The organism is Barrientosiimonas humi (assembly GCF_006716095.1).
GTDB classification, from domain to species: domain Bacteria; phylum Actinomycetota; class Actinomycetes; order Actinomycetales; family Dermatophilaceae; genus Barrientosiimonas; species Barrientosiimonas humi.
The window spans coordinates 1,594,094-1,612,846 of record NZ_VFOK01000001.1 but is presented as its reverse complement, the minus strand read 5'-3'; the positions used below and the strand labels follow the sequence as shown (position 1 = coordinate 1,612,846).

Below are 18,753 nucleotides of genomic sequence, written 5' to 3'. Positions count from 1 at the left end.
GCGACGACCGTCGACCGACGCACGCTTGACGCACGACGAATGACGAGAGGCACGAGATGAGCACCACGTTCGGCGACCGACTCGAGGAGGCCGTGACGGCGTACGGTCCGCTGTGCGTCGGCATCGACCCGCACCCGCAGCTGCTGCACCGGTGGGGGCTGGACGACGACGTCGAGGGGTTGCGGCGGTTCGGCGACACGGTGGTCGAGGCGCTGGCCGGGCAGGTCGCGATCGCGAAGCCGCAGTCGGCGTTCTTCGAGCGGCACGGCTCGGCCGGCGTCGCGGTGCTCGAGCACGTGCTGGCGATGCTGCGCGAGGTCGGGGTGCTGAGCCTGCTGGACGTGAAGCGCGGCGACGTGGGGTCGACGATGGCGGCCTACGCCGAGGCGTACCTGTCCGACGGGTCGCCGCTCGCCGCCGACGCCATCACCGTCAGCCCGTTCCTCGGATTCGGTTCTCTCGCACCGGCTTTCGAGCTCGCGGACGCAACTGGGCGAGGCGTGTTCGTGCTCGCGATGACGTCGAACCCCGAGGGCGCGCAGGTGCAGCACGCGCGGGTCGCGGCGGATGCCGCAGGGGAGGGCGGCGTGACCGTGGCCGAGGAGATCGTGTCGGCCGTGGCCGAGCGCAACGCCGAGGGCGGCGGCTCCGGCCGGTTCGGGAGCACCGGCATGGTCGTCGGCGCGACCGTCGGCAAGGACATCGCCGACCTGGGGCTCGCCCAGGCGCTGGCCGACTCGCGAGCGCCGCTGCTGGCTCCGGGGCTGGGCGCGCAGGGCGCTGACGCGGGCGACATCGCGCGCGGCTTCGGCCCGGCCCTCCCGCTGGTGCTGCCGTCGTCGTCGCGGGGCATCCTCGCCGCCGGCCCGGCACCCGCGGGCCTGCGCGCGGCGGTGCGCCAGCAGGCCGCCGAGCTCGCGGGGGGCTGAGGCGCCGGGGGTGCGGGGGTGCGGCGGGCGTACGGTCTCGCGGTCCTCCGCTACAGGGTGCGGCAGGGCGCACGGGTCGGCGGTGGTCCGCCGGGGGGTGAGGGGGTGCGGCGGGCGTACGCCCTCGCGGTCCTCCGCTACAGGGTGCGGCAGGGCGCACGGGTCGGCGGTGGTCCGCCAGGGGGTGAGGGGCTGCTGCGCGGGGCTCGTACGCCTTCGCGGTCCTCCGCTACAGGGTGCGGCAGGGCGCACGGGTCGGCGGTGGTCCGCCAGAGGGTGCGGCGCGGGGCTGGTACGCCTTCGCGGTCCTCCGCTGGAGGGTGCGCCGGGTGCGGCCTAGCGCTGGTCCCCGCTGCCGCCGAGCACCCCGCGCGCCTGCCTACTGGCGAGCTTGTCGACGTTGGCCTGCGCCACGTCCTCGAGGCGCAGGCCGAGGTAGTCGGCGAGCACGGCGGTGTACCACAGCACGTCGCCGAGCTCCTGCTTGATGTCGTCGCGGTCGATGGCGGCCTCGTCGCTGTCGAGGTCACGGACCCACTTCTTGAACTTCTCGGCGATCTCTCCGCTCTCGCCGACCAGCCCCAGTACGAGGTGGAGCAGCTCGTTCTTCTTGTCCTTCGGCGCGGCGGTGCGCAAGGCAGCCTGCTGGTACTCGTCCATCTGCACGCGGCGACGGTAGCGACCGGGGTCGCGCGGACGTACGTGCCGGTTCGGGCTGGTCGTGCACAACCCTGTCGTGACGAGCTGCGGTGTCCACAGGCTGCGGCCTGGGCTTCCCGGGTTCGAGCTGCGCGGGCAGCGTGCCGGCATGGACATGGAGGCGATCGCCGCTCTGGCTGCGCAGCAGGGCGACGTGCTGCACCGGCGTCAGCTGCGCAGTCTCGGGGCGGACCGTTGGCGGGTGCGCAACCAGGTGACGGCGGGCCGGTGGAGCACCCGAGGGCGGCACACCGTCGCGACCACGAACGGCGCCATCGGCGCGCTGGGGGAGCGGTGGACCGCGGTGTTCGAGTGCGGCGCCGGCGCGGCGATCGACGGGGTCACCGCGTTGGTGCACGCGGGCCTGACGGGGTTCGACGCCGGCCGCCGGCCCACGGTTTCGCTGCCCGGTCACTACCACCGACCCGAGGTGCCGCAGGTCGACATCCGGGGCATCGCGTCGCGGCGCGCCGGGGAGCTGCTCGAGGGGTTGCCCCGCGTGCGACCCGACGTCGCGCTGATCCGCGCCGCGGAGTGGGCGGCGTCGGACCGGCAGGCTGCACTGCTGCTCGTCATGACCGCCCAGCAGCGGCTGGTTCGGGTGGAGGAGCTTCCGGCGTTGGTGGCCGAGATGAAGCCGCACTGGCGTCGGGCGTTCATCGCGACCGTGGTGGGAGACGTCGCCCGTGGGGTGCAGGCCCTGGGGGAGCTGGACTTCGCGCGGCTGTGCGAGCGCTATCGGATCCCGCCACCGAGCCTGCAGGTCGTGCGCGAGCTGCCGGGCGGCCGCGCCGTGCGGGATGCGCACTGGGACAACGGGCTCGGCGTCGAGATCGACGGGGTGCAGCACCACCTGGGTCTCGGGCCGGTCGACGACGCACTGCGGCAGAACGCCCTGCTCATCGGTGGTGACTCGACGCTGCGGCTGCCGGTGCTCGGCCTGCGACTGCACGAGGCGGAGCTGATGGCGCAGGTGCGCGAGGCGTACTGGCTGTTCGAGCGGCGGGCGACCAGGGCCGGCTGAGACGGGCCGTACGCCTTCGCGGTCCTCCGATAGAGGGTGCGCCAGGGCGCACGGGTCGGCGGTGGACCGCAAGGGGGTGCGGCAGGCGTACGGTCTCGCGGTCCTCCGCTGCATGGTGCGGCAGGGCGCACGGTTCGGCGGTGGTCCGCCGGAGGGTGCGTGCGCGGGGCTCGTACGCCTTCGCGGTCCTCCGCTGCATGGTGCGCCAGGGCGCACGGTTCGGCGGTGGTCCGCCGGAGGGTGCGGGCGCCGGGCTCCCACGCCTTCGCGGTCCTCCGCCGCAGCGTGCGCTCCCCGCGTTGCCGACCGCCCCGGCGACTCGCTAGGTTCACTCAGAACCGCCCGCCCACCCGTCTGCCGGGGTGGCAGCCGTGCCCGACCGAGGAGATCCCGTGGCCCTACCTCCGCTCACCCCCGAGCAACGCGCGGAGGCGCTGGCCAAGGCGGCTCGGGTGCGGCGGGAGCGCGCGGCGGTCAAGAACCGGCTGAAGTACGCCCAGGGTTCGCTGCGCGAGGTCATCGAGGCCGGCAAGACCGACGAGGTCATCGGCAAGATGAAGGTGTCGGCGCTGCTGGAGTCGATGCCCGGCGTGGGTCGGGTGCGGGCGCGCCAGATCATGGCCGACATCGGCATCTCGGAGTCCCGGCGCGTGCGCGGCATCGGCGCCAACCAGGCCGCGGCGCTCATCGAGCGGTTCGAGCAGAACTGACCCGTGAACGCGCGTCATCCCCTCGTCGTGCTCGCCGGCCCGACCGCGGTGGGCAAGGGCACCGTCGCCGCCTACATCCGCGACAACTTCCCCGAGGTCTGGCTGTCGGTGTCGCTGACCACCCGCCGGCCACGCCCCGGTGAGGTCGACGGCGTCCACTACCACTTCGTCACCGACGCCGAGTTCGAGCGCCTCGACCGGGAGGGGCAGCTGCTGGAGTCGGCGGTCGTGCACGGCCGCGCGTCGTACGGCACGCCGCGCCAGCCCGTCCTCGACGCCATCGCCTCCGGCCGGCTGCCGTTGCTGGAGATCGACCTGCAGGGGGCGCGGCAGGTGCGCGCCCGGATGCCCGAGGCGTACCTCGTCTTCCTGGCCCCGCCCAGCTGGGAGGAGCTGGTGCGCCGGCTCGTCGGCCGCGGCACCGAGAGCGCCGAGGAGCGCGAGGTGCGGCTGCGCACCGCGCGCGAGGAGCTGGCGGCCCAGCCGGAGTTCGACACCACCATCGTCAACGACGACGTTCGGCGCGCAGCCGAAGAACTCGTATCATTGATGCGAAACCCCGCGATCAACGAGAGCTGAGCACGCCTGTGTCTGGAACGAAGGCCGCCCCCGAGGGCATCACCAACCCGCCGATCGACGACCTGCTCGAGGTCGCCGACAGCAAGTACGCCCTGGTCATCTACTCCGCCAAGCGCGCGCGGCAGATCAACGCCTACTACTCCCAGCTGTCCGAGGGGCTGCTGGAGTACGTCGGCCCGCTGGTCGACTCCCAGGTCAACGACAAGCCGCTGTCGGTCGCGCTGCGCGAGATCAACGACCGCCTGCTGACCATGGAGCGCCAGGAAGCCTGAGCCTCGGCTCGGCCTGCCACCCCATGCGCATCGTCCTCGGCGTCAGCGGCGGCATCGCTGCCTACAAGGCCTGCTCGCTGCTGCGCCGGTTCACCGAGTCCGGGCACGACGTCACCGTCGTTCCCACGGCGGCGTCGCTGAACTTCGTCGGCGAGGCCACCTGGGCGGCGCTGTCCGGCCGGCCCGCGCAGCACGAGGTGTTCGAGCAGGTCCACGAGGTGCCGCACGTGCGGCTCGGCCAGTCGGCCGACCTCGTCGTGGTGGCCCCGGCCACCGCCGACGTCCTCGCCAAGGCCGCGCACGGCATGGCCGACGACCTGCTCACCAACACCCTGCTGACGGCGCGCTGCCCGGTCGTGCTCGCCCCGGCGATGCACACCGAGATGTGGCTGCACCCGGCCACCCAGGCCAACGTGGCGACGCTGCGCGAGCGCGGCGTGCACGTGATGGACCCCGCGAGCGGCCGCCTCACCGGCGCCGACTCCGGTCCCGGGCGCCTGGCCGAGCCCGACGAGATCGCGGCGTACGCCCTCGCGGCCGTCGGCGACCAGGCGCGGCCGGGCGCGACCGGCGACCTGTCCGGCTGCCACGTGCTGATCTCGGCGGGAGGCACCCGCGAGGCGCTCGATCCGGTGCGTTACCTCGGCAACCGCTCCAGCGGCAAGCAGGGGTACGCCCTCGCCGCCGACGCCGCCGCGCGCGGCGCCCGGGTGACCCTGGTCTCGACCACCGAGCGCCCCGCGCCCCCCGGGGTCGAGGTGGTCACGGTCGAGTCGGCCCTGGAGCTGCGCGACGCGATGCTCGCCCGGGCCGCGGGCGCCGACGCGGTCGTGATGGCGGCCGCCGTGGCCGACTTCCGGCCGGCGGAGCGCGCGACGTCGAAGATCAAGAAGACCCACGACCCGGCCGACCCCGACGCCGCCCCGACCATCGAGCTGGTGCGCAACCCCGACATCCTCGTCGAGCTGGTGCAGCAGCGCGGGCCGGCGAGCGCGCCGGTCATCGTCGGGTTCGCCGCCGAGACGGGCGACGAGCACGGCGACCTGCTCAGCTACGCCCGCGAGAAGCTCGAGCGCAAGGGCTGCGACCTGCTCGTCGCCAACGAGGTCGGCGAGGGGGTGACGTTCGGCCAGGACATCAGCACGGTGCACCTGCTGCGCCGAGGCAGCGAGGACGTACGCACCGTCGGTCCGGCCGACAAGTCGGCCGTCGCCGCCGCGGTGTGGGACGCCGTCGTGGCGATGCGCGCCGCGCCCTAGACTCACGAGCCAACGCGCCCGGCGGCGGTTCGACCGCGCCCGGGCACGCCCTGAAGCCAGCAGCCGCTGCACACCGAACAGGAGTTTCCGTGGCACGTCTCTTCACGTCCGAGTCCGTCACCGAGGGCCACCCCGACAAGATCTGCGACCAGATCAGCGACTCGATCCTCGACGCGATGCTCGTCCAGGACCCCACGGCTCGGGTGGCGGTGGAGACCATGGTCACCACCGGCCTGGCCCACGTGGCCGGCGAGGTCAGCACCACCGGCTACGTGCCGATCGCGCAGATCGTGCGCGACACGATCGTGGGCATCGGCTACGACTCCTCGGCCAAGGGCTACGACGGCCACTCCTGCGGCGTGTCGATCTCCATCGGGCAGCAGTCGCCCGACATCGCCCAGGGCGTGAACACCGCCCACGAGCACCGCACCGGGTCCAACGAGGACCCGCTGGACGCCCAGGGCGCCGGCGACCAGGGCCTGATGTTCGGCTACGCCTGCGACGACACCGCCGAGCTGATGCCGCTGCCGATCCACCTGGCGCACCGCCTGTCCGAGCGGCTCACCCAGGTGCGCAACGACGGCACGCTGCCCTACCTGCGTCCGGACGGGAAGACCCAGGTGACGATCGCGTACGAAGGTGACAAGGCGGTCAAGCTGGACGCCGTGGTGCTCTCGACCCAGCACGCCGAGGACATCAACCTGGACTCGATGCTCGCCCCCGACATCGAGAAGCACGTGTTCTCGCCGGTGCTGGAGGAGCTCGCCTCCAGCGGTGTCGAGCTGGACACCAGCGACTACAACAAGTTCATCAACCCCACCGGCAAGTTCGTGATCGGTGGCCCGATGGGCGACGCCGGCCTCACCGGCCGCAAGATCATCGTCGACACCTACGGCGGCATGGCCCGTCACGGCGGCGGTGCGTTCTCGGGCAAGGACCCCTCGAAGGTCGACCGGTCCGCGGCGTACACCATGCGCTGGGTCGCCAAGAACGTCGTCGCGGCCGGCCTCGCGCGCCGCTGCGAGGTGCAGGTCGCCTATGCCATCGGCAAGGCGCAGCCGGTGGGTCTGTACGTCGAGTGCTTCGGCACCGAGACCGCCCCGCTGGAGAAGATCCAGCAGGCCATCACGTCGGTGTTCGACCTGCGGCCGGCCGCGCTGATCCACGAGCTGGACCTGCTGCGCCCGATCTACAAGCCGACGGCGGCGTACGGCCACTTCGGGCGCACCAGCGCCGAGGGCGTCGAGGGCGCCTTCCCGTGGGAGCGCACCGACAAGGTCGAGGCGCTGCAGAAGGCCGTCAAGGGCTGACCGAGCCCGACGGCGCCCCCGAGGCACCACCCCTGACGGGCCCTGTCGGTGGCAGGCGGTAGAACGTCCGGGTGAGCACGAACGACGACGACCGGCAGGGTCAGCAGCAGCTGGCCCTGCCGGTCGCGTCTGCCCCGCGCCGACCGCCGCGGCCCACGTCCGGCGTGACGCTCGCCGAGGTCGACCCGGTGGCCGCCGTGCTCGTCGACACCGGGCTCGCGCACCTCGACCGCCCGTTCGAGTACGCCGTCCTCGCCGACCTGAGCGACGTCGCCGTGCCCGGGGCCCGGGTCAAGGTCCGCTTCGCCGGGCAGGACGTCGGGGGCTTCGTCGTGGAGCGGCGGTCCGACGCCGAGCACGAGGGCCGGCTCGCGCCGCTGCGGCGGGTGGTCAGCCCCGAGCCGGTGCTCACCCCGCAGCTGCTGCGGCTGGCCACCGCGGTGGCCGAGCGCTACGCCGGCACGGTGGGGGATGTGCTGCGCCTCGCCGTGCCGCCGCGGCACGCGCGCGCCGAGCAGGCGCTCGCTGCGGAGGGTGAGCCACCGGCGCTGGAGCCGTCCGAGCCGGTGCGCTGGGCCGGTTATCCCGCGGGTCCGGCGCTGCTGCGGCGGGTCGCCGAGGGCGGCGCGCCGGCGGCGAGCTGGACCTGCGCCCCGGGGGCGCCCGACCCGGAGGACCCCGCCGACCCACGCGACTGGCCGGCCTGCCTGGCCGAGCTGGCGCACGCCGCGCTGGCCGCCGGCCGGGGCGTGCTGGTGCTGGTGCCCGACGGGCGCGACGTGGCGCGGCTCGACGCGGCGCTGCGGGCGCAGCTGGGCGCGGGGCAGCACGTCGCGCTCACCGCCGACCAGGGCGCCCAGGCGCGCTACACCGCCTGGCTCAAGGTGCTGCGCGGCCACGTGCGCTGCGTGATCGGCACCCGGGCCGCGGCGTTCGCGCCGGTGCACGACCTGGGGCTGGTGGCCTGCTGGGACGACGGTGACGACGCGTTCGACGAGCCGCGCGCCCCCTACCCGCACGCCCGCGAGGTGCTGCGGCTGCGGGCCGAGCAGTCCGGGGCCGCGCTGGTGCTGGGCGGGCACAGCCGCTCGGTGCCGGTGCAGGCGTGGCTCGAGGCGGGCTCGGTGCGGGCCGTCGAGCCGCCGCGGGGCAGTCGCCTCGGGCCACCGGTGCGGGTCGCAGGCGAAGATCTCGACGTCGAGCGGCACGGTCCGGCGGCGCGCGCGCATCTGCCGACCGCCGCCTGGCAGACCGCCAAGCGGGCGCTCGAGCACGGGCCGGTGCTGGTGCAGGTGCCGCGGCGGGGATATCTGCCGGCGCTGGCCTGCCGCACCTGCCGCCGCCCGGCGCGCTGCCCCACGTGCGGCGGCCCGCTCGTGCTGTCGGCCACCGACGAGCAGCCGCACTGCCGCTGGTGCGGTCGCAACCCCGGCCGGCGCGAGTGCCCGACCTGCGGCGACACCGCGCTGCGCTCGACCGTCGTCGGGTCCGCGCGCACCGCCGAGGAGCTGGGCCGGGCCTTCCCCGGCGTCCCGGTGCTGCGGGCCGGAGGCGACGTCGAGTCGCCCGAGGTCGGCGAACGTCCCGCGCTCGTGGTCAGCACCCCGGGCGCCGAGCCGGTGGCGGCGTCCGGCTATGCCGCGACGCTGCTGCTCGACGCCTGGGCGCTGCTGGACCGTCCGGCGCTCGACGCCTCCAGCGAGGCGTTCCGGCGCTGGACGTCGGCCGCCGCGCTGACCCGCCCCCGTGACCGCGGGGGAGCGGTGGTGCTGGCCGGCGCCCCCGCGCACGCGACGGTCCCCGCGGTCGAGGCGCTGGTGCGCAGCGCCCCGGCGTGGCTCGCCGAGCGCGAGCTGGCCGACCGCCGCGCGCTGCAGCAACCCCCGGCGGTCTGGATGGCCATGCTGTCCGGCCCCCGCAGGGTCGTGCAGGCGGCGTTGGAGTCGCTGCAGCAGGGGGCGCGCGAGCGTGCCGAGATCGAGCTGGAGGTGATCGGTCCGCTGGAGCTGCCGGGGGTGCGGGGTGACGGCGGTACGGCGGGTGGCGGCGGTGCGGCTGGTGGCGGCGGTGCACCCGGTGGCAGCGGTGGTGGCGCTGGTGGTGACGTCGAGCGGGCCGGGGGCGATGACGCGGCCGGTGGTGCTGCTGGCAGTGCTGTCGGCGCCGGTGGTGGTGCTGGTGTTGGTGGTGGCGGTGGTGGCGGTGCGGCCGTCCGTGCGCTGCTGCGCACCGATCCGGCGAGTGGTGCCGCCGCAGCCCGGTTGCTGCGCGAGCTGCGCGCGACCCGTAGCGCCCGCAAGGAGTCGGGGAGCCTGCAGATCCGGGTGGACCCGGACCCGAAGTGGCTGTGAGGTGCGGCCGCGCCCGACGCGACAACGGGACGCCGCGGCACGGGTGGCGCGGCAGGGGTGGCGCGGCAGGGGTGGCGCGGCACGGGTGGTCCGGCACGAGCGGGACGGGGCGTGTGGGTGCCGGGCGCGGGACGGGGGCGAGCCAGGCCGGGGTCGACCCGCCTGATTGGGTGGGGCCATGCCCGCTGACCGCCAGCACAGCGACCACCTGCGCAGCACGAGCACCGACGCTGCGCAGGACGACACCTCGACGCCCGAGCCGACGACGTACAACCCCACCTCGAACGACCCGACGGGCGACGAGCTGCTGCAGGACCCGCGACTGGCGCCGAGCGCGGTCGACGCGGTGGTGTTCGACCTCGGCAACGTGCTGATCCGCTGGGACCCGATGGCCGCCGTCGCCGCGGCTGTCGGGGAGGAGCGGGCTGCGGCGTTCCTGGCGAACCCGGAGTTCGACTTCGCCCGGTGGAACCACGAGCAGGACGCCGGCCGCCCCTGGGCCGAGGCCGAGGCGGCCGCCATCGAGCGCCACCCCGAGCTCGCCGAGGAGATCGCGGGCTACCGCGCCAACTTCGACGCCTCCCTGGTCAGCGCCATCGACGACACCGTGGCGGTGCTGCGCGACGTGCACGCCTCGGGCGTACCGGTCGTCGCCCTGACGAACTGGTCGGCCGAGCTGTTCCCGGCGGCGCTCGACCGCTTCGACTTCCTCGACCTGTTCGAGGACATCGTCGTCTCCGGCGAGGAGGGCGTAGCCAAGCCCGACGCCGAGATCTTCCAGATCCTCGGCGAGCGGATGCGCCACCTCGGCAGCCTCGACGACGCGATCTTCGTCGACGACTCCCCGGCCAACGTGCAGGCCGCCGAGGAGGCCGGCCTGGACGCCATCCTGTTCACCGGGCCCGGCCACCTGCGCGAGGACCTGCGCGCCCGCGGCCTCGACCTCCCGCAGTAGCCGCGCACGCCCCCGCGGTGGTCCGCCGAGGGGTGCGGTGGGGCGGAGGTCCGCCGGAAGGTGCGCTGGTGCGGCGCTCGTACGTTCTCGCGGAGGTCCGCCGGAGGGTGCGGTGGGGCGCACGGTTCGGCGGAGGTCCGCCTGAGGGTGCGGTGGGTGCGCTGGTGCGGCGGTCGTACGTTGTCGCGGTGGTCCGCCGGAGGGTGCGGTGGGGCGCACGGTTCGGCGGTGGTCCGCCGGAGGGTGCGGTGGGTGCGCTGGTGCGGCGCTCGTACGTTCTCGCGGAGGTCCGCCTGCGCGTGCGCCGCTCACTCGCGCACGGCGCCGCCGTGCCGTTGCCACCACTGGGCGCGCTCGCGCAGCGAGGGGTTCTTGTTCTGGCCGGCCCAGGTGGCGAGCAGCGGGTGCTGCGACATGCCGGCGGCGTAGACCAGCGGGCTCTCCGAGGAGGTGTCGGGCTGCAGCGCGACCAGGTCGACCTCGGGCGGGAGGGGGCTCGCGTGGGTGCGTGCCATGAGCAGGGTCGAGCGCAGCGACTCGGGGCCGTTCGCGATCGCGGCGAGCAGGGCGGCGTCCTGCTCGGGGTGCGCGAGGTAGGTGAGCAGCCAGGCGGCGCAGTAGGCCTCGTGCCCGGTCGGCCCGGAGAGCGCGACGGTGAGGGCGTGGTCGGCGAGCGCGGGGCGGTAGGGCGAGGCCATGAGCAGCAGCGCGACGTGGTGGCGGTACTGGTGGTGGTCGTGGCCGTGCGCCTCCTCCAGCAGGTTGACCAGCACCGGGTCCTGCGGGAGTCCGGTGGCCTCGCGGGCGCGGGTGACGTACTGCGCCACGACCTTCGAGGTGGCGCGCCGGTCGGGAGCCGGGCGTGGCACCCGCGAGGGCCGCTCGACCACGCCCAGCTCGATCAGCTGACGCACCAGCCGCTCGGCCAGCCGCAGGTCCTGCACCGAGCCGGCGCGCAGCATCTGGGTCAGCCGCTGCACGTGCGGGAGCGCCTCCTGCGGCAGCACCCGCAGCAGCATCGACGTCTCGAGCGCGTAGACGGCGCCGGCGCGCACCCGGCCGTTCCCGGTGCGGGCCAGCGAGATGAGCTCGCGGGTGACGGCGATGTTGGGTTGGCACTCGCCCAACGCGCCGAGCACGTCCATCACCGAGTCGACACCGGTCTCGACGGCGTAGTCGTGGATCGTCTCGACGGCGATGGGGGAGTAGACCGGGTGGTCGATGACCATGCCGAGCGCCTGGTAGCGCGTGGTGTACGCCGGCCCGACGGCGCGGGCGACCTCGTCGACGAGCACGAGCATCAGCTGGCGCACGATGGCCACCGGCGTCATCGCGGTCGGGACCCGGTTCCAGTAGGCCGCCAGCGCGAACCAGTCGGAGCCGACGCAGGTGCCGCGCATCGCCGCGTCGTAGACCGCGTCGAGGCGGCGCTGCCCCTCGAGCTGGGAGATCTCGCCGCGCGGCTCGGCGATGGGCAGCCGCCCGCGCCGACGTACGCCCCGGGACAGGGCGGTCGCGGTGGCCTGCAGCAGCGCGGGGGTCAGGTCGAGCACCCGCTCGTAGCCGCCCATGACCTCCAGCGACATCGCCTGGTGGCCGTTCTCCCACATCGAGATCCGGGAGTTGCTGGCGTTGACGCCGCGCTCGGTGAGCCGGCGCGCGAAGTCGACCTGCCGCTGGTTGCCCGGGTCGCCGGACGCGCACCGGACGGTGCGGGCCAGCCACGCCATGCGTGCGCGCAGGTCGAGCCGACCGCCTGTCACCCCGCCCCGATCGGTCGTGATCCGCGTCGGCCGTCCCGCTGCGGGCGCCATAGATCCTCCCTCAGCCCGGCATCCCTCACCGAGCCCCTTGAAGAAAGTAGGACGGGGCGGGGCGCGACGTGACCGGATTGGCCGAACAGGGCAGCACTAGGGTGTGGTCACCGCATCGTCAGCACCGTGAGGACTCCGTGCCGATCCAGCCCATCCGCCTCCTCGGTGACCCCGTGCTGCGCACGCCCGCCGTGGAGGTCACGACGTTCGACCGCGAGCTGCGCCAGCTGGTGCGCGACCTCGAGGACACCATGCTCGACGCGCCCGGCGTCGGCCTCGCCGCGCCGCAGCTGGGGGTGGGGCTGCGGGTGTTCACCTATCTCGGCCCCGACGGCGTCGGTCACCTGGTCAACCCGCGGCTGGAGCTCAGCGGCGAGCAGATCTGCGGCCCCGAGGGATGCCTGTCGATCCCTGACGTGGTCATCGACACCCCGCGCCCGTTCCGCACCGTCGCGCGCGGCTTTTCCATGTACGGCGAGCCGGTCACCATCGAGGGCACCGACCGGCTGGCGCGCTGCCTGCAGCACGAGACCGACCATCTCGACGGGATCCTGTTCATCGACCGCCTCGACCCCGAGCAGCGCCGCCTGGCGCTGAAGGAGATCCGGTTCGCCGAGTGGGCCGGCCAGCCCGGTCCGATCGTGCGGCAGAGCCCGCACCCGACCTACGGGAGGGCGATGTGAGCCTGCGGCTGGTCTTCGCCGGCACGCCCCAGGTCGCGGTCCCGGCGCTCGAGGCGCTGCTCGCCTCGCGGCACGAGGTCGCGGCCGTGGTCACCCGGCCCGACGCGCGCGCGGGGCGCGGCAGACGTACGTCCGTGTCGCCGGTGCGCGCGCTCGCCGAGGAGCGGGGGCTGCCCGTGCTGACGCCGCGCCGCCCGTCCGAGCCGGAGTTCCTCGAGGCGCTCGGACACATCGCCCCCGACGTGTGCCCGGTCGTGGCCTACGGCGCGCTGGTGCCGCGGGCCGCGCTCGACCTGCCGCGCCTGGGCTGGGTCAACCTGCACTTCTCGCTGCTTCCGGCCTGGCGCGGCGCCGCCCCGGTGCAGCACGCGGTGCTGCACGGTGACGAGGTCACCGGGGCCACCACCTTCCTGCTGGAGGAGGGCCTCGACACCGGCCCGGTGCTCGGCACGATGACCGAGCAGGTGCGCCCGCGCGACACCAGCGGCGACCTGCTCGGGCGGCTCTCGACGGCGGGCGCAGGTCTGCTCGTGGCGACCCTCGATGCCCTCGACGACGGCACCGTGATCCCCGTGCCGCAGCCGGCCGACGGGGTGAGCGAGGCTCCCAAGCTCGTCACGTCGGACGGCGAGATCGACTGGAAACAGCCAGGATTCGCGATCGACCGTCGAGTTCGTGCGTGCACGCCCGCGCCGGGCGCGTGGACCACGTTCCGCGGCGAGCGGCTGAAGCTGCAGCCGGTCGAGGTCGCCGGCACCAGCGAGCTGCGACCGGGCCGGCTGCGCGCCGGCAAGCGTGAGGTGCTGGTCGGGTCTGGCGCGGGCGACCTGCGCCTGGGCACGGTTCAGCCGCAGGGCAAGAAGGCCATGGCGGCCGCGGACTGGGCGCGCGGCGTGCGCGTCGACGAGGGTGAGGTGCTGGGTGGCTGACGAGCGCGATTCCCGTCGCGACAACTCCTACCGCGACGACAAGGGGCGGCAGCGTCCGCAGTCGCGGCGCGACCCGAGGCGGCAGCGTTCCGCGCTGCGGCCGGCCGACCGCCGGCGCGCGGCCGACCCGGCCCGGCGGGCGGCGTACGACGTGCTGCGCGCGGTCGACCGGGGCGCCTACGCCAACCTCGAGCTGCCCCGCATCCTGCGCAGCGCGGGCGTGCACGGCCGCGACGCGGCGTTCGCGACCGAGCTGGCCTACGGCACCGTGCGCATGCGCGGGCTCTACGACCCGATCATCGAGATCGCGGCCGGCCGGCCCGCCACCGAGATCGACCCTCCCGTGCTCGACACGCTGCGGCTCGGGGTGCACCAGCTGCTCGGCATGCGGGTGGCCTCGCACGCCGCCGCGTCCGAGACCGTGGCGCTGGCCCGCTCGGTCAACGGCGCGGGCGCGGCGGGCTTCGTCAACGCGGTGCTGCGCCGGGTGAGCGAGCGCCCGCGCGAGAGCTGGGTCGCCGAGGTCACCGCCGGGCGCGACCGCGACGAGGCGCTGGCCGTGGAGTTCTCCCACCCCGCGTGGGAGGTCCGGGCGCTGCGCACCGCCCTGCTCGCGCACGGAGCGAGCACCGAGGAGTCGGTCGACGGCGATCTCGTGCGTCTGCTCGCCGCCCACAACGACCCCGCCGCCGTCGCGCTGGTCGCCCGGCCCGGGCTCAGCGACGTGGCCGAGCTGGTCGAGGCGGGCGCCGAGGCGTCGGCGCTGTCGCCCGTGGGGGCGCGGCTGGAGAGCGGCGACCCGGGCGCGATCCCGGCGGTGCGCCAGACCCGGGCCGCCGTGCAGGACGAGGGCTCGCAGCTGCTCGCCCTGGCGCTGGCCGCCGCGCCGGTCGACCCGGCGGACGACGCCTCGCCCGCGGTCGGCGCCGCCGGCGGCGACCTCGACACGGACGGCTCCGAGGAGCGCTGGCTCGACCTGTGCGCCGGGCCCGGCGGCAAGACCGCGCTGCTGGCCGCGCTCGGCGCCCAGCAGGGGGCGGTCGTGTTCGCCAACGAGATCAGCGAGCACCGCGCCGACCTGATCGAGCAGACGCTGCGCGCCGCGACCGACGCCGGCATCGAGGTCATGGTGGGCGTGGGCGACGGGCGCGACCTGGGCGAGGAGGAGCCGCAGGCCTTCGACCGGGTGCTGGTCGACGCGCCGTGCACCGGCCTGGGGGCGCTGCGCCGCCGGCCCGACGCGCGCTGGCGCCGCCAGCTGGGCGACGTCCCCGACCTGACCCGGCTGCAGGGCGAGCTGCTCGCCTCCGCCGTGGCCGCGACGCGGCCGGGCGGGCTGATCGCGTACACCACCTGCAGCCCGCACGCCGCCGAGACCCGCGTCGTGGTCGACGACGCGGTGCGCCGTGGCGACGTGGAGCTCGTGGATGCGCGGACGTACTTCCGCGACGCCGAGGGCCGGCAGGTCGACGGCCTCGGCGACGGACCCACCGTGCAGCTGTGGACCCACCTGCACGGCACCGACAGCATGTTCCTCGCGCTGCTGCGCAAGACCCCGCCCACCGGCCCCGACGCCCCGACCTCCGAGGACTCCTGACCCGATGCAGATCTCGCCGAGCATCCTGTCGGCCGACTTCGCCGACCTGGCGGCCGAGCTCGACCGCATCAGCAACGCCGACTGGGCGCACGTGGACGTGATGGACGCCCACTTCGTGCCCAACCTCACGCTCGGGCTGCCGGTCGTGGAGAGCCTGCTGAGGGTGTCGCCGGTGCCGCTGGACTGCCACCTGATGATCGACGACCCCGACCGCTGGGCGCCCGCCTACGCCGAGGCCGGGGCACAGTCGGTGACGTTCCACATCGAGGCGGCCCGCGACCCGGTGCGCCTGGCCCGCGAGCTGCGCGCCCACGGCGCCCGCGCCGCGATGGCGCTGAAGCCGGCGACGCCGTTCGCGCCGTACGAGCAGCTGCTGCCCGAGCTGGACATGGTGCTCGTGATGACCGTCGAGCCCGGCTTCGGCGGGCAGGCGTTCATGGCCGACCAGCTGCCCAAGGTGCAGCAGGTGCGCGAGGCCGTGCGGCGCAGCGGCGGCGAGGTCTGGGTGCAGGTCGACGGGGGAGTCTCCGCCCGCACCATCGAGCAGTGCGCCGAGGCCGGGGCCGACGTGTTCGTCGCCGGGTCCGCGGTCTACGGCGCCGACGACGCCGCCGCGGCCATCGACGAGCTGCGCGCGCTGGCCGACGCCTGCGCGCACTGAGCGGGCCGCGCCGCAGGTCCTTCCCGAGCCGATCTGTTCGGGCCGGGCGGGGCCGGGCTGTGCGAGCCGGGTGGGGGTACGCCCGTAGCGCCGTGGATGGGTCTGGCGGGTGGCCGGGCTGTGCGGGCCGGGTGGGGGTGCGCCCGTAGCGCCGTGGATGGGTCTGGCGGGAGGCCGAGCTTGCGAGGCCGGATGGTTGGCGCGTAGGGCGTACCCCCGCCCGGCACCAAGGCGCCAACGCTGCAGCACCAACGCTGCAGCATCCACGTTCCAGCAGCCGGGCCGCCGTGTCGCGCGCCCCGCGGCGTCGTGCATACTGCTGGGGCAAGAACGTGCTCCGGGGTCAGTGAAACTCTGAGCCGGCGGTGACAGTCCGCGACCCGATCGCCTCGGCGGTCGGTTGACCTGGTGGAACTCCAGGACCGACGGTGAAAGTCCGGATGGGAGGCGCACGTGGGTGGCCGTACGTCGGCGACCCGGTGAGTGGTGACGTCCGCCTTCGCGGTCGCACCGCCGGCGACCGTGTCGCCGGTTCTTCGCTCACCCACCGCCCCGGAGCTCGTGAGAGACGAGCACGAGGGAGCGGACCAGATGACCGGCGGGCCGGTTGACCTCCACGCGGCCGACGAGGCGTGGCTGCGCCGTGCCGTCGACCTCGCGCGGCAGGGCCGTCCGGACGGCGCCGATCCGAACCCCCGCGTCGGCGCGCTGCTGGTCGATGCCGGCGGGGTCGTCGTCGGCGAGGGGTTCCACGCCGGGGCCGGCACCCCGCACGCCGAGGTCGTCGCCCTGCGGGAGGCGGGCGGGCGCGCCGAGGGGACGACGGCGTACGTCTCGCTCGAGCCCTGCGCGCACACCGGCCGCACCGGGCCGTGCGCGGACGCGCTGCTCGCGGCCGGCGTCGCCCGGGTGGTCTACGCCGGCGCGGACCCTACGGTCGAGGCCGCAGGCGGCGCCGAGCGGCTCCGCGCGGCCGGCGTGCGCGTGCAGCACCACCCGCTGACAGCGGCCGAGGAGCTCAACCGCCGCTGGACCGCCGCCGTGACGAGCGGCCGGCCGTTCGTCACCTGGAAGGTCGGGGCGACCCTCGACGGGCGCGTCGCGGCCGCCGACGGCACCAGCCGCTGGATCACCGGCCCGCAGGCCCGGCGCGACGTGCACCGGCTGCGCGCCGAGGTCGGCGCGATCGTCGTCGGCACCGGCACCGCGCTGGCCGACGATCCTGCGCTCACCGTGCGCGACGAGGCCGGGGAACCGGTCGGGCGGCAGCCGCTGCGGGTCGTCGTCGGTCGCCGCGAGGTGCCGGCCGGGGCGGCTGTGCGCGCCGACGACCACTGGCTGCAGGTCGACTCACCGGATCCGTTCGACACGCTGAAACCGTTGCACGACAAGCAGATTCGGCATGTGCTGCTCGAAGGTGGTCCGACCCTCGCGGCCGCGTGGCTGCAGGCCGGGGCGATCGACGAGGTCCGCGCCTACGTCGCCCCCACCCTGCTCGGCGCCGGCCCCGCGCTCGTCGGCGACCTCGGCGTCGCGACCATCGCCGAGGCCGTGCGGCTCGAGCTGGCCGACGTCGCCCGGCTGGGCGAGGACGTACGCCTCACCCTGCGTCCGGCGCCCGCCCGCACGAACCCCACCACCCCCGTCCCCGAGGAGGACTGATGTTCACCGGCATCGTCGAGGAGCTCGGCACCGTCACCGCGCTGGAGCGGCGCGACACCTCTGCCGTGCTGACGGTGGAGGGCCCGCTCGTGACCACCGACGCGCGGCACGGCGACTCGATCGCGGTCAACGGCGTCTGTCTCACCGTGACCGGGGCCGAGCAGGGCCGGTTCACCGTCGACGTGATGAACCAGACCCTCGAGCTGACCTCGCTCGCCACGCTCGCGCCCGGCGCGCGCGTCAACCTCGAGCGCGCCATGCCGGCGAACGGCCGGTTCGGCGGCCACGTGGTGCAGGGGCACGTCGACGGCACCGCGACCGTCGTCGCCCGTGAGCCGGGGGAGCACTGGGAGGTGGTGACGCTCACGCTGCCGCCGCACCTGGCGCGCTACGTCGTCGCCCAGGGGTCGATCACCCTGGACGGCGTCTCGCTCACCGTCGCCCACCTCGGCGACGACACGTTCGCGGTGTCGCTCATCCCGACCACGCTCGAGCTGACCACGCTCGGCCGCGCGCAGGTCGGTGACCCGGTCAACGTCGAGGTCGACGTGCTGGCCAAGTACGTCGAGCGCCTCGTGGCGCACCCCGCCGCCCAGGAGGCCAGCGCATGAACCTGCTCGAGACCCTGTTCGACGCCCAGCTGACCGTCTTCGGGCAGCACATCCTGTGGCGCGAGCTGATCGGCAACCTGTTCGGGTTCGCCTCCGCCGTCGGCGGGCTGCGTCGCCGGGTGTGGGCCTGGCCGGTCGGCATCGTCGGCAACGCCCTGCTGTTCACGGTGTTCTTCGGCGTCGCCTTCTCCAACCCGCAGCAGGAGACGCTGTTCGGTCAGGCCGCGCGGCAGATCTTCTTCATCATCACCTCGGTCTACGGCTGGTGGCGCTGGCAGCAGAGCCGCCGGCTGCGCGGTGCCGACGCGCCCGCGATCAGCCCGCGCTGGGCGACCCGGGGCGAGCGCCTGGGCTACCTGCTCGCGTGGGCCGCGGGCGTACTGGTCTTCCAGTGGGTCTTCGCCGCGGTCGGCGCCGGCTGGCCCGCGCCGCGCTGGTACTACTGGGCCGACGCCTGGATCTTCGTGGGCTCGATCGTCGCGACGTTCGCGATGGCCCGCGGCTGGAACGACTTCTGGCTGGCCTGGATCGGCGTCGACCTCGTCGGGGTGCCGCTGCTGCTGCACTCGAAGTTCTACCCCTCCGCCGTCCTGTACGTCGTCTATTCCTTCCTGGTCATCTACGGCTTCGTCGTGTGGCTGCGTGCCTCGCGCGCCGAACGCCCCGACCCGATCACCGAGGAGCAGCTGGCATGACCCGTCTCGAGAA

18 protein-coding genes and 1 riboswitch are annotated in these 18,753 nt (G+C 74.7%); of the genes, 16 read left to right on the top strand and 2 right to left on the bottom strand.

The annotated features are described in order from the left end of the window. Positions 1-56: 56 nt before the first annotated feature. Positions 57-929 (top strand): orotidine-5'-phosphate decarboxylase, encoded by an 873-nt coding sequence (gene pyrF, locus FB554_RS07540; protein WP_142005398.1) that lies wholly within the window; start codon positions 57-59, stop codon positions 927-929. Between the two features lie 336 nt (positions 930-1,265). Here the strand turns inward: pyrF and FB554_RS07535 are convergent, their stop codons facing one another. Then, positions 1,266-1,589 (bottom strand): nucleoside triphosphate pyrophosphohydrolase family protein, encoded by a 324-nt coding sequence (locus FB554_RS07535; RefSeq protein ID WP_236022453.1) that lies wholly within the window; start codon positions 1,587-1,589, stop codon positions 1,266-1,268. A gap of 148 nt (positions 1,590-1,737) precedes the next feature. Here FB554_RS07535 and FB554_RS07530 point away from each other — a divergent pair, with 148 nt between their 5' ends. The 8 genes from FB554_RS07530 to FB554_RS07495 all read left to right on the top strand — a co-directional run bounded on the left by FB554_RS07530 (position 1,738) and on the right by FB554_RS07495 (position 10,088). Beyond that, the gene (locus FB554_RS07530) at positions 1,738-2,652 is read left to right on the top strand and encodes a hypothetical protein (protein ID WP_142005396.1); all 915 of its coding nucleotides are present in this window, start codon (positions 1,738-1,740) and stop codon (positions 2,650-2,652) included. A 392-nt stretch (positions 2,653-3,044) separates the two neighbouring features. Next, positions 3,045-3,362, top strand: coding sequence for an integration host factor, actinobacterial type (mihF, locus tag FB554_RS07525; protein ID WP_142005395.1), 318 nt, complete (start codon positions 3,045-3,047; stop codon positions 3,360-3,362). A gap of 3 nt (positions 3,363-3,365) precedes the next feature. Beyond that, positions 3,366-3,941 carry a guanylate kinase gene (gene gmk / locus FB554_RS07520; RefSeq protein ID WP_142005394.1) on the top strand — a complete coding sequence of 192 codons (576 nt, stop codon included), beginning with the start codon at positions 3,366-3,368 and terminating at the stop codon, positions 3,939-3,941. An 8-nt stretch (positions 3,942-3,949) separates the two neighbouring features. Then, a complete protein-coding gene (rpoZ, locus tag FB554_RS07515; RefSeq protein ID WP_142005393.1) occupies positions 3,950-4,213 on the top strand; it encodes a DNA-directed RNA polymerase subunit omega in 264 nt (87 codons plus the stop codon). Positions 4,214-4,236: 23 nt separating this feature from the next. After that, the gene (gene coaBC / locus FB554_RS07510; protein ID WP_142005392.1) at positions 4,237-5,472 is read left to right on the top strand and encodes a bifunctional phosphopantothenoylcysteine decarboxylase/phosphopantothenate--cysteine ligase CoaBC; all 1,236 of its coding nucleotides are present in this window, start codon (positions 4,237-4,239) and stop codon (positions 5,470-5,472) included. An 89-nt stretch (positions 5,473-5,561) separates the two neighbouring features. After that, the gene (gene metK / locus FB554_RS07505) at positions 5,562-6,782 is read left to right on the top strand and encodes a methionine adenosyltransferase (protein WP_142005391.1); all 1,221 of its coding nucleotides are present in this window, start codon (positions 5,562-5,564) and stop codon (positions 6,780-6,782) included. Positions 6,783-6,853: 71 nt separating this feature from the next. After that, positions 6,854-9,133: a primosomal protein N' family DNA-binding protein gene (locus FB554_RS07500; protein ID WP_142005390.1), complete on the top strand. Its 2,280-nt coding sequence runs from the start codon at positions 6,854-6,856 to the stop codon at positions 9,131-9,133. 178 nt (positions 9,134-9,311) lie between these two features. After that, entirely contained in the window at positions 9,312-10,088 is a 777-nt protein-coding gene (locus tag FB554_RS07495; RefSeq protein WP_142005389.1) for an HAD family hydrolase, read from the top strand. 308 nt (positions 10,089-10,396) lie between these two features. Here FB554_RS07495 and FB554_RS07490 read toward each other — a convergent pair whose 3' ends face one another. Then, positions 10,397-11,902, bottom strand: coding sequence for a helix-turn-helix domain-containing protein (locus FB554_RS07490; RefSeq protein ID WP_142005388.1), 1,506 nt, complete (start codon positions 11,900-11,902; stop codon positions 10,397-10,399). Positions 11,903-12,039: 137 nt separating this feature from the next. Here FB554_RS07490 and def point away from each other — a divergent pair, with 137 nt between their 5' ends. From def to FB554_RS07455, 7 genes are all read left to right on the top strand, one after another. Then, positions 12,040-12,585 carry a peptide deformylase gene (gene def, locus FB554_RS07485; RefSeq protein ID WP_142005387.1) on the top strand — a complete coding sequence of 182 codons (546 nt, stop codon included), beginning with the start codon at positions 12,040-12,042 and terminating at the stop codon, positions 12,583-12,585. A gap of 2 nt (positions 12,586-12,587) precedes the next feature. Further along, positions 12,588-13,514 carry a methionyl-tRNA formyltransferase gene (gene fmt / locus FB554_RS07480; protein WP_142007495.1) on the top strand — a complete coding sequence of 309 codons (927 nt, stop codon included), beginning with the start codon at positions 12,588-12,590 and terminating at the stop codon, positions 13,512-13,514. Then, positions 13,507-15,111, top strand: coding sequence for an RsmB/NOP family class I SAM-dependent RNA methyltransferase (locus FB554_RS07475; RefSeq protein WP_142005386.1), 1,605 nt, complete (start codon positions 13,507-13,509; stop codon positions 15,109-15,111). Before fmt ends, FB554_RS07475 begins: the two co-directional genes overlap by 8 nt. Before the next feature lie 4 nt (positions 15,112-15,115). Next, a complete protein-coding gene (gene rpe, locus FB554_RS07470) occupies positions 15,116-15,772 on the top strand; it encodes a ribulose-phosphate 3-epimerase (protein WP_142005385.1) in 657 nt (218 codons plus the stop codon). A 329-nt stretch (positions 15,773-16,101) separates the two neighbouring features. Beyond that, positions 16,102-16,228, top strand: a riboswitch (FMN riboswitch). Positions 16,229-16,363: 135 nt separating this feature from the next. Next, positions 16,364-17,434, top strand: a complete 1,071-nt coding sequence (ribD, locus tag FB554_RS07465) for a bifunctional diaminohydroxyphosphoribosylaminopyrimidine deaminase/5-amino-6-(5-phosphoribosylamino)uracil reductase RibD (protein WP_142005384.1) — start codon at positions 16,364-16,366, stop codon at positions 17,432-17,434. Next, positions 17,434-18,045, top strand: a complete 612-nt coding sequence (locus tag FB554_RS07460) for a riboflavin synthase (RefSeq protein ID WP_142005383.1) — start codon at positions 17,434-17,436, stop codon at positions 18,043-18,045. Before ribD ends, FB554_RS07460 begins: the two co-directional genes overlap by 1 nt. Further along, entirely contained in the window at positions 18,042-18,740 is a 699-nt protein-coding gene (locus FB554_RS07455) for a nicotinamide mononucleotide transporter family protein (RefSeq protein ID WP_142005382.1), read from the top strand. The genes FB554_RS07460 and FB554_RS07455 overlap by 4 nt, the downstream gene beginning before the upstream one ends. Positions 18,741-18,753 lie beyond the last annotated feature (13 nt).

Excerpts from the sequence above, each read along its gene's own strand:
- pyrF (WP_142005398.1), top strand. The coding sequence starts at position 57 with ATGAGCACCACGTTCGGCGACCGACTCGAGGAGGCCGTGACGGCGTAC.
- FB554_RS07535 (WP_236022453.1), bottom strand. The coding sequence starts at position 1,589 with ATGGACGAGTACCAGCAGGCTGCCTTGCGCACCGCCGCGCCGAAGGAC.
- FB554_RS07530 (WP_142005396.1), top strand. The coding sequence starts at position 1,738 with ATGGACATGGAGGCGATCGCCGCTCTGGCTGCGCAGCAGGGCGACGTG.
- coaBC (WP_142005392.1), top strand. The coding sequence starts at position 4,237 with ATGCGCATCGTCCTCGGCGTCAGCGGCGGCATCGCTGCCTACAAGGCC.
- FB554_RS07495 (WP_142005389.1), top strand. The coding sequence starts at position 9,312 with ATGCCCGCTGACCGCCAGCACAGCGACCACCTGCGCAGCACGAGCACC.
- FB554_RS07490 (WP_142005388.1), bottom strand. The coding sequence starts at position 11,902 with ATGGCGCCCGCAGCGGGACGGCCGACGCGGATCACGACCGATCGGGGC.
- rpe (WP_142005385.1), top strand. The coding sequence starts at position 15,116 with ATGCAGATCTCGCCGAGCATCCTGTCGGCCGACTTCGCCGACCTGGCG.
- ribD (WP_142005384.1), top strand. The coding sequence starts at position 16,364 with ATGACCGGCGGGCCGGTTGACCTCCACGCGGCCGACGAGGCGTGGCTG.
- FB554_RS07460 (WP_142005383.1), top strand. The coding sequence starts at position 17,434 with ATGTTCACCGGCATCGTCGAGGAGCTCGGCACCGTCACCGCGCTGGAG.
- FB554_RS07455 (WP_142005382.1), top strand. The coding sequence starts at position 18,042 with ATGAACCTGCTCGAGACCCTGTTCGACGCCCAGCTGACCGTCTTCGGG.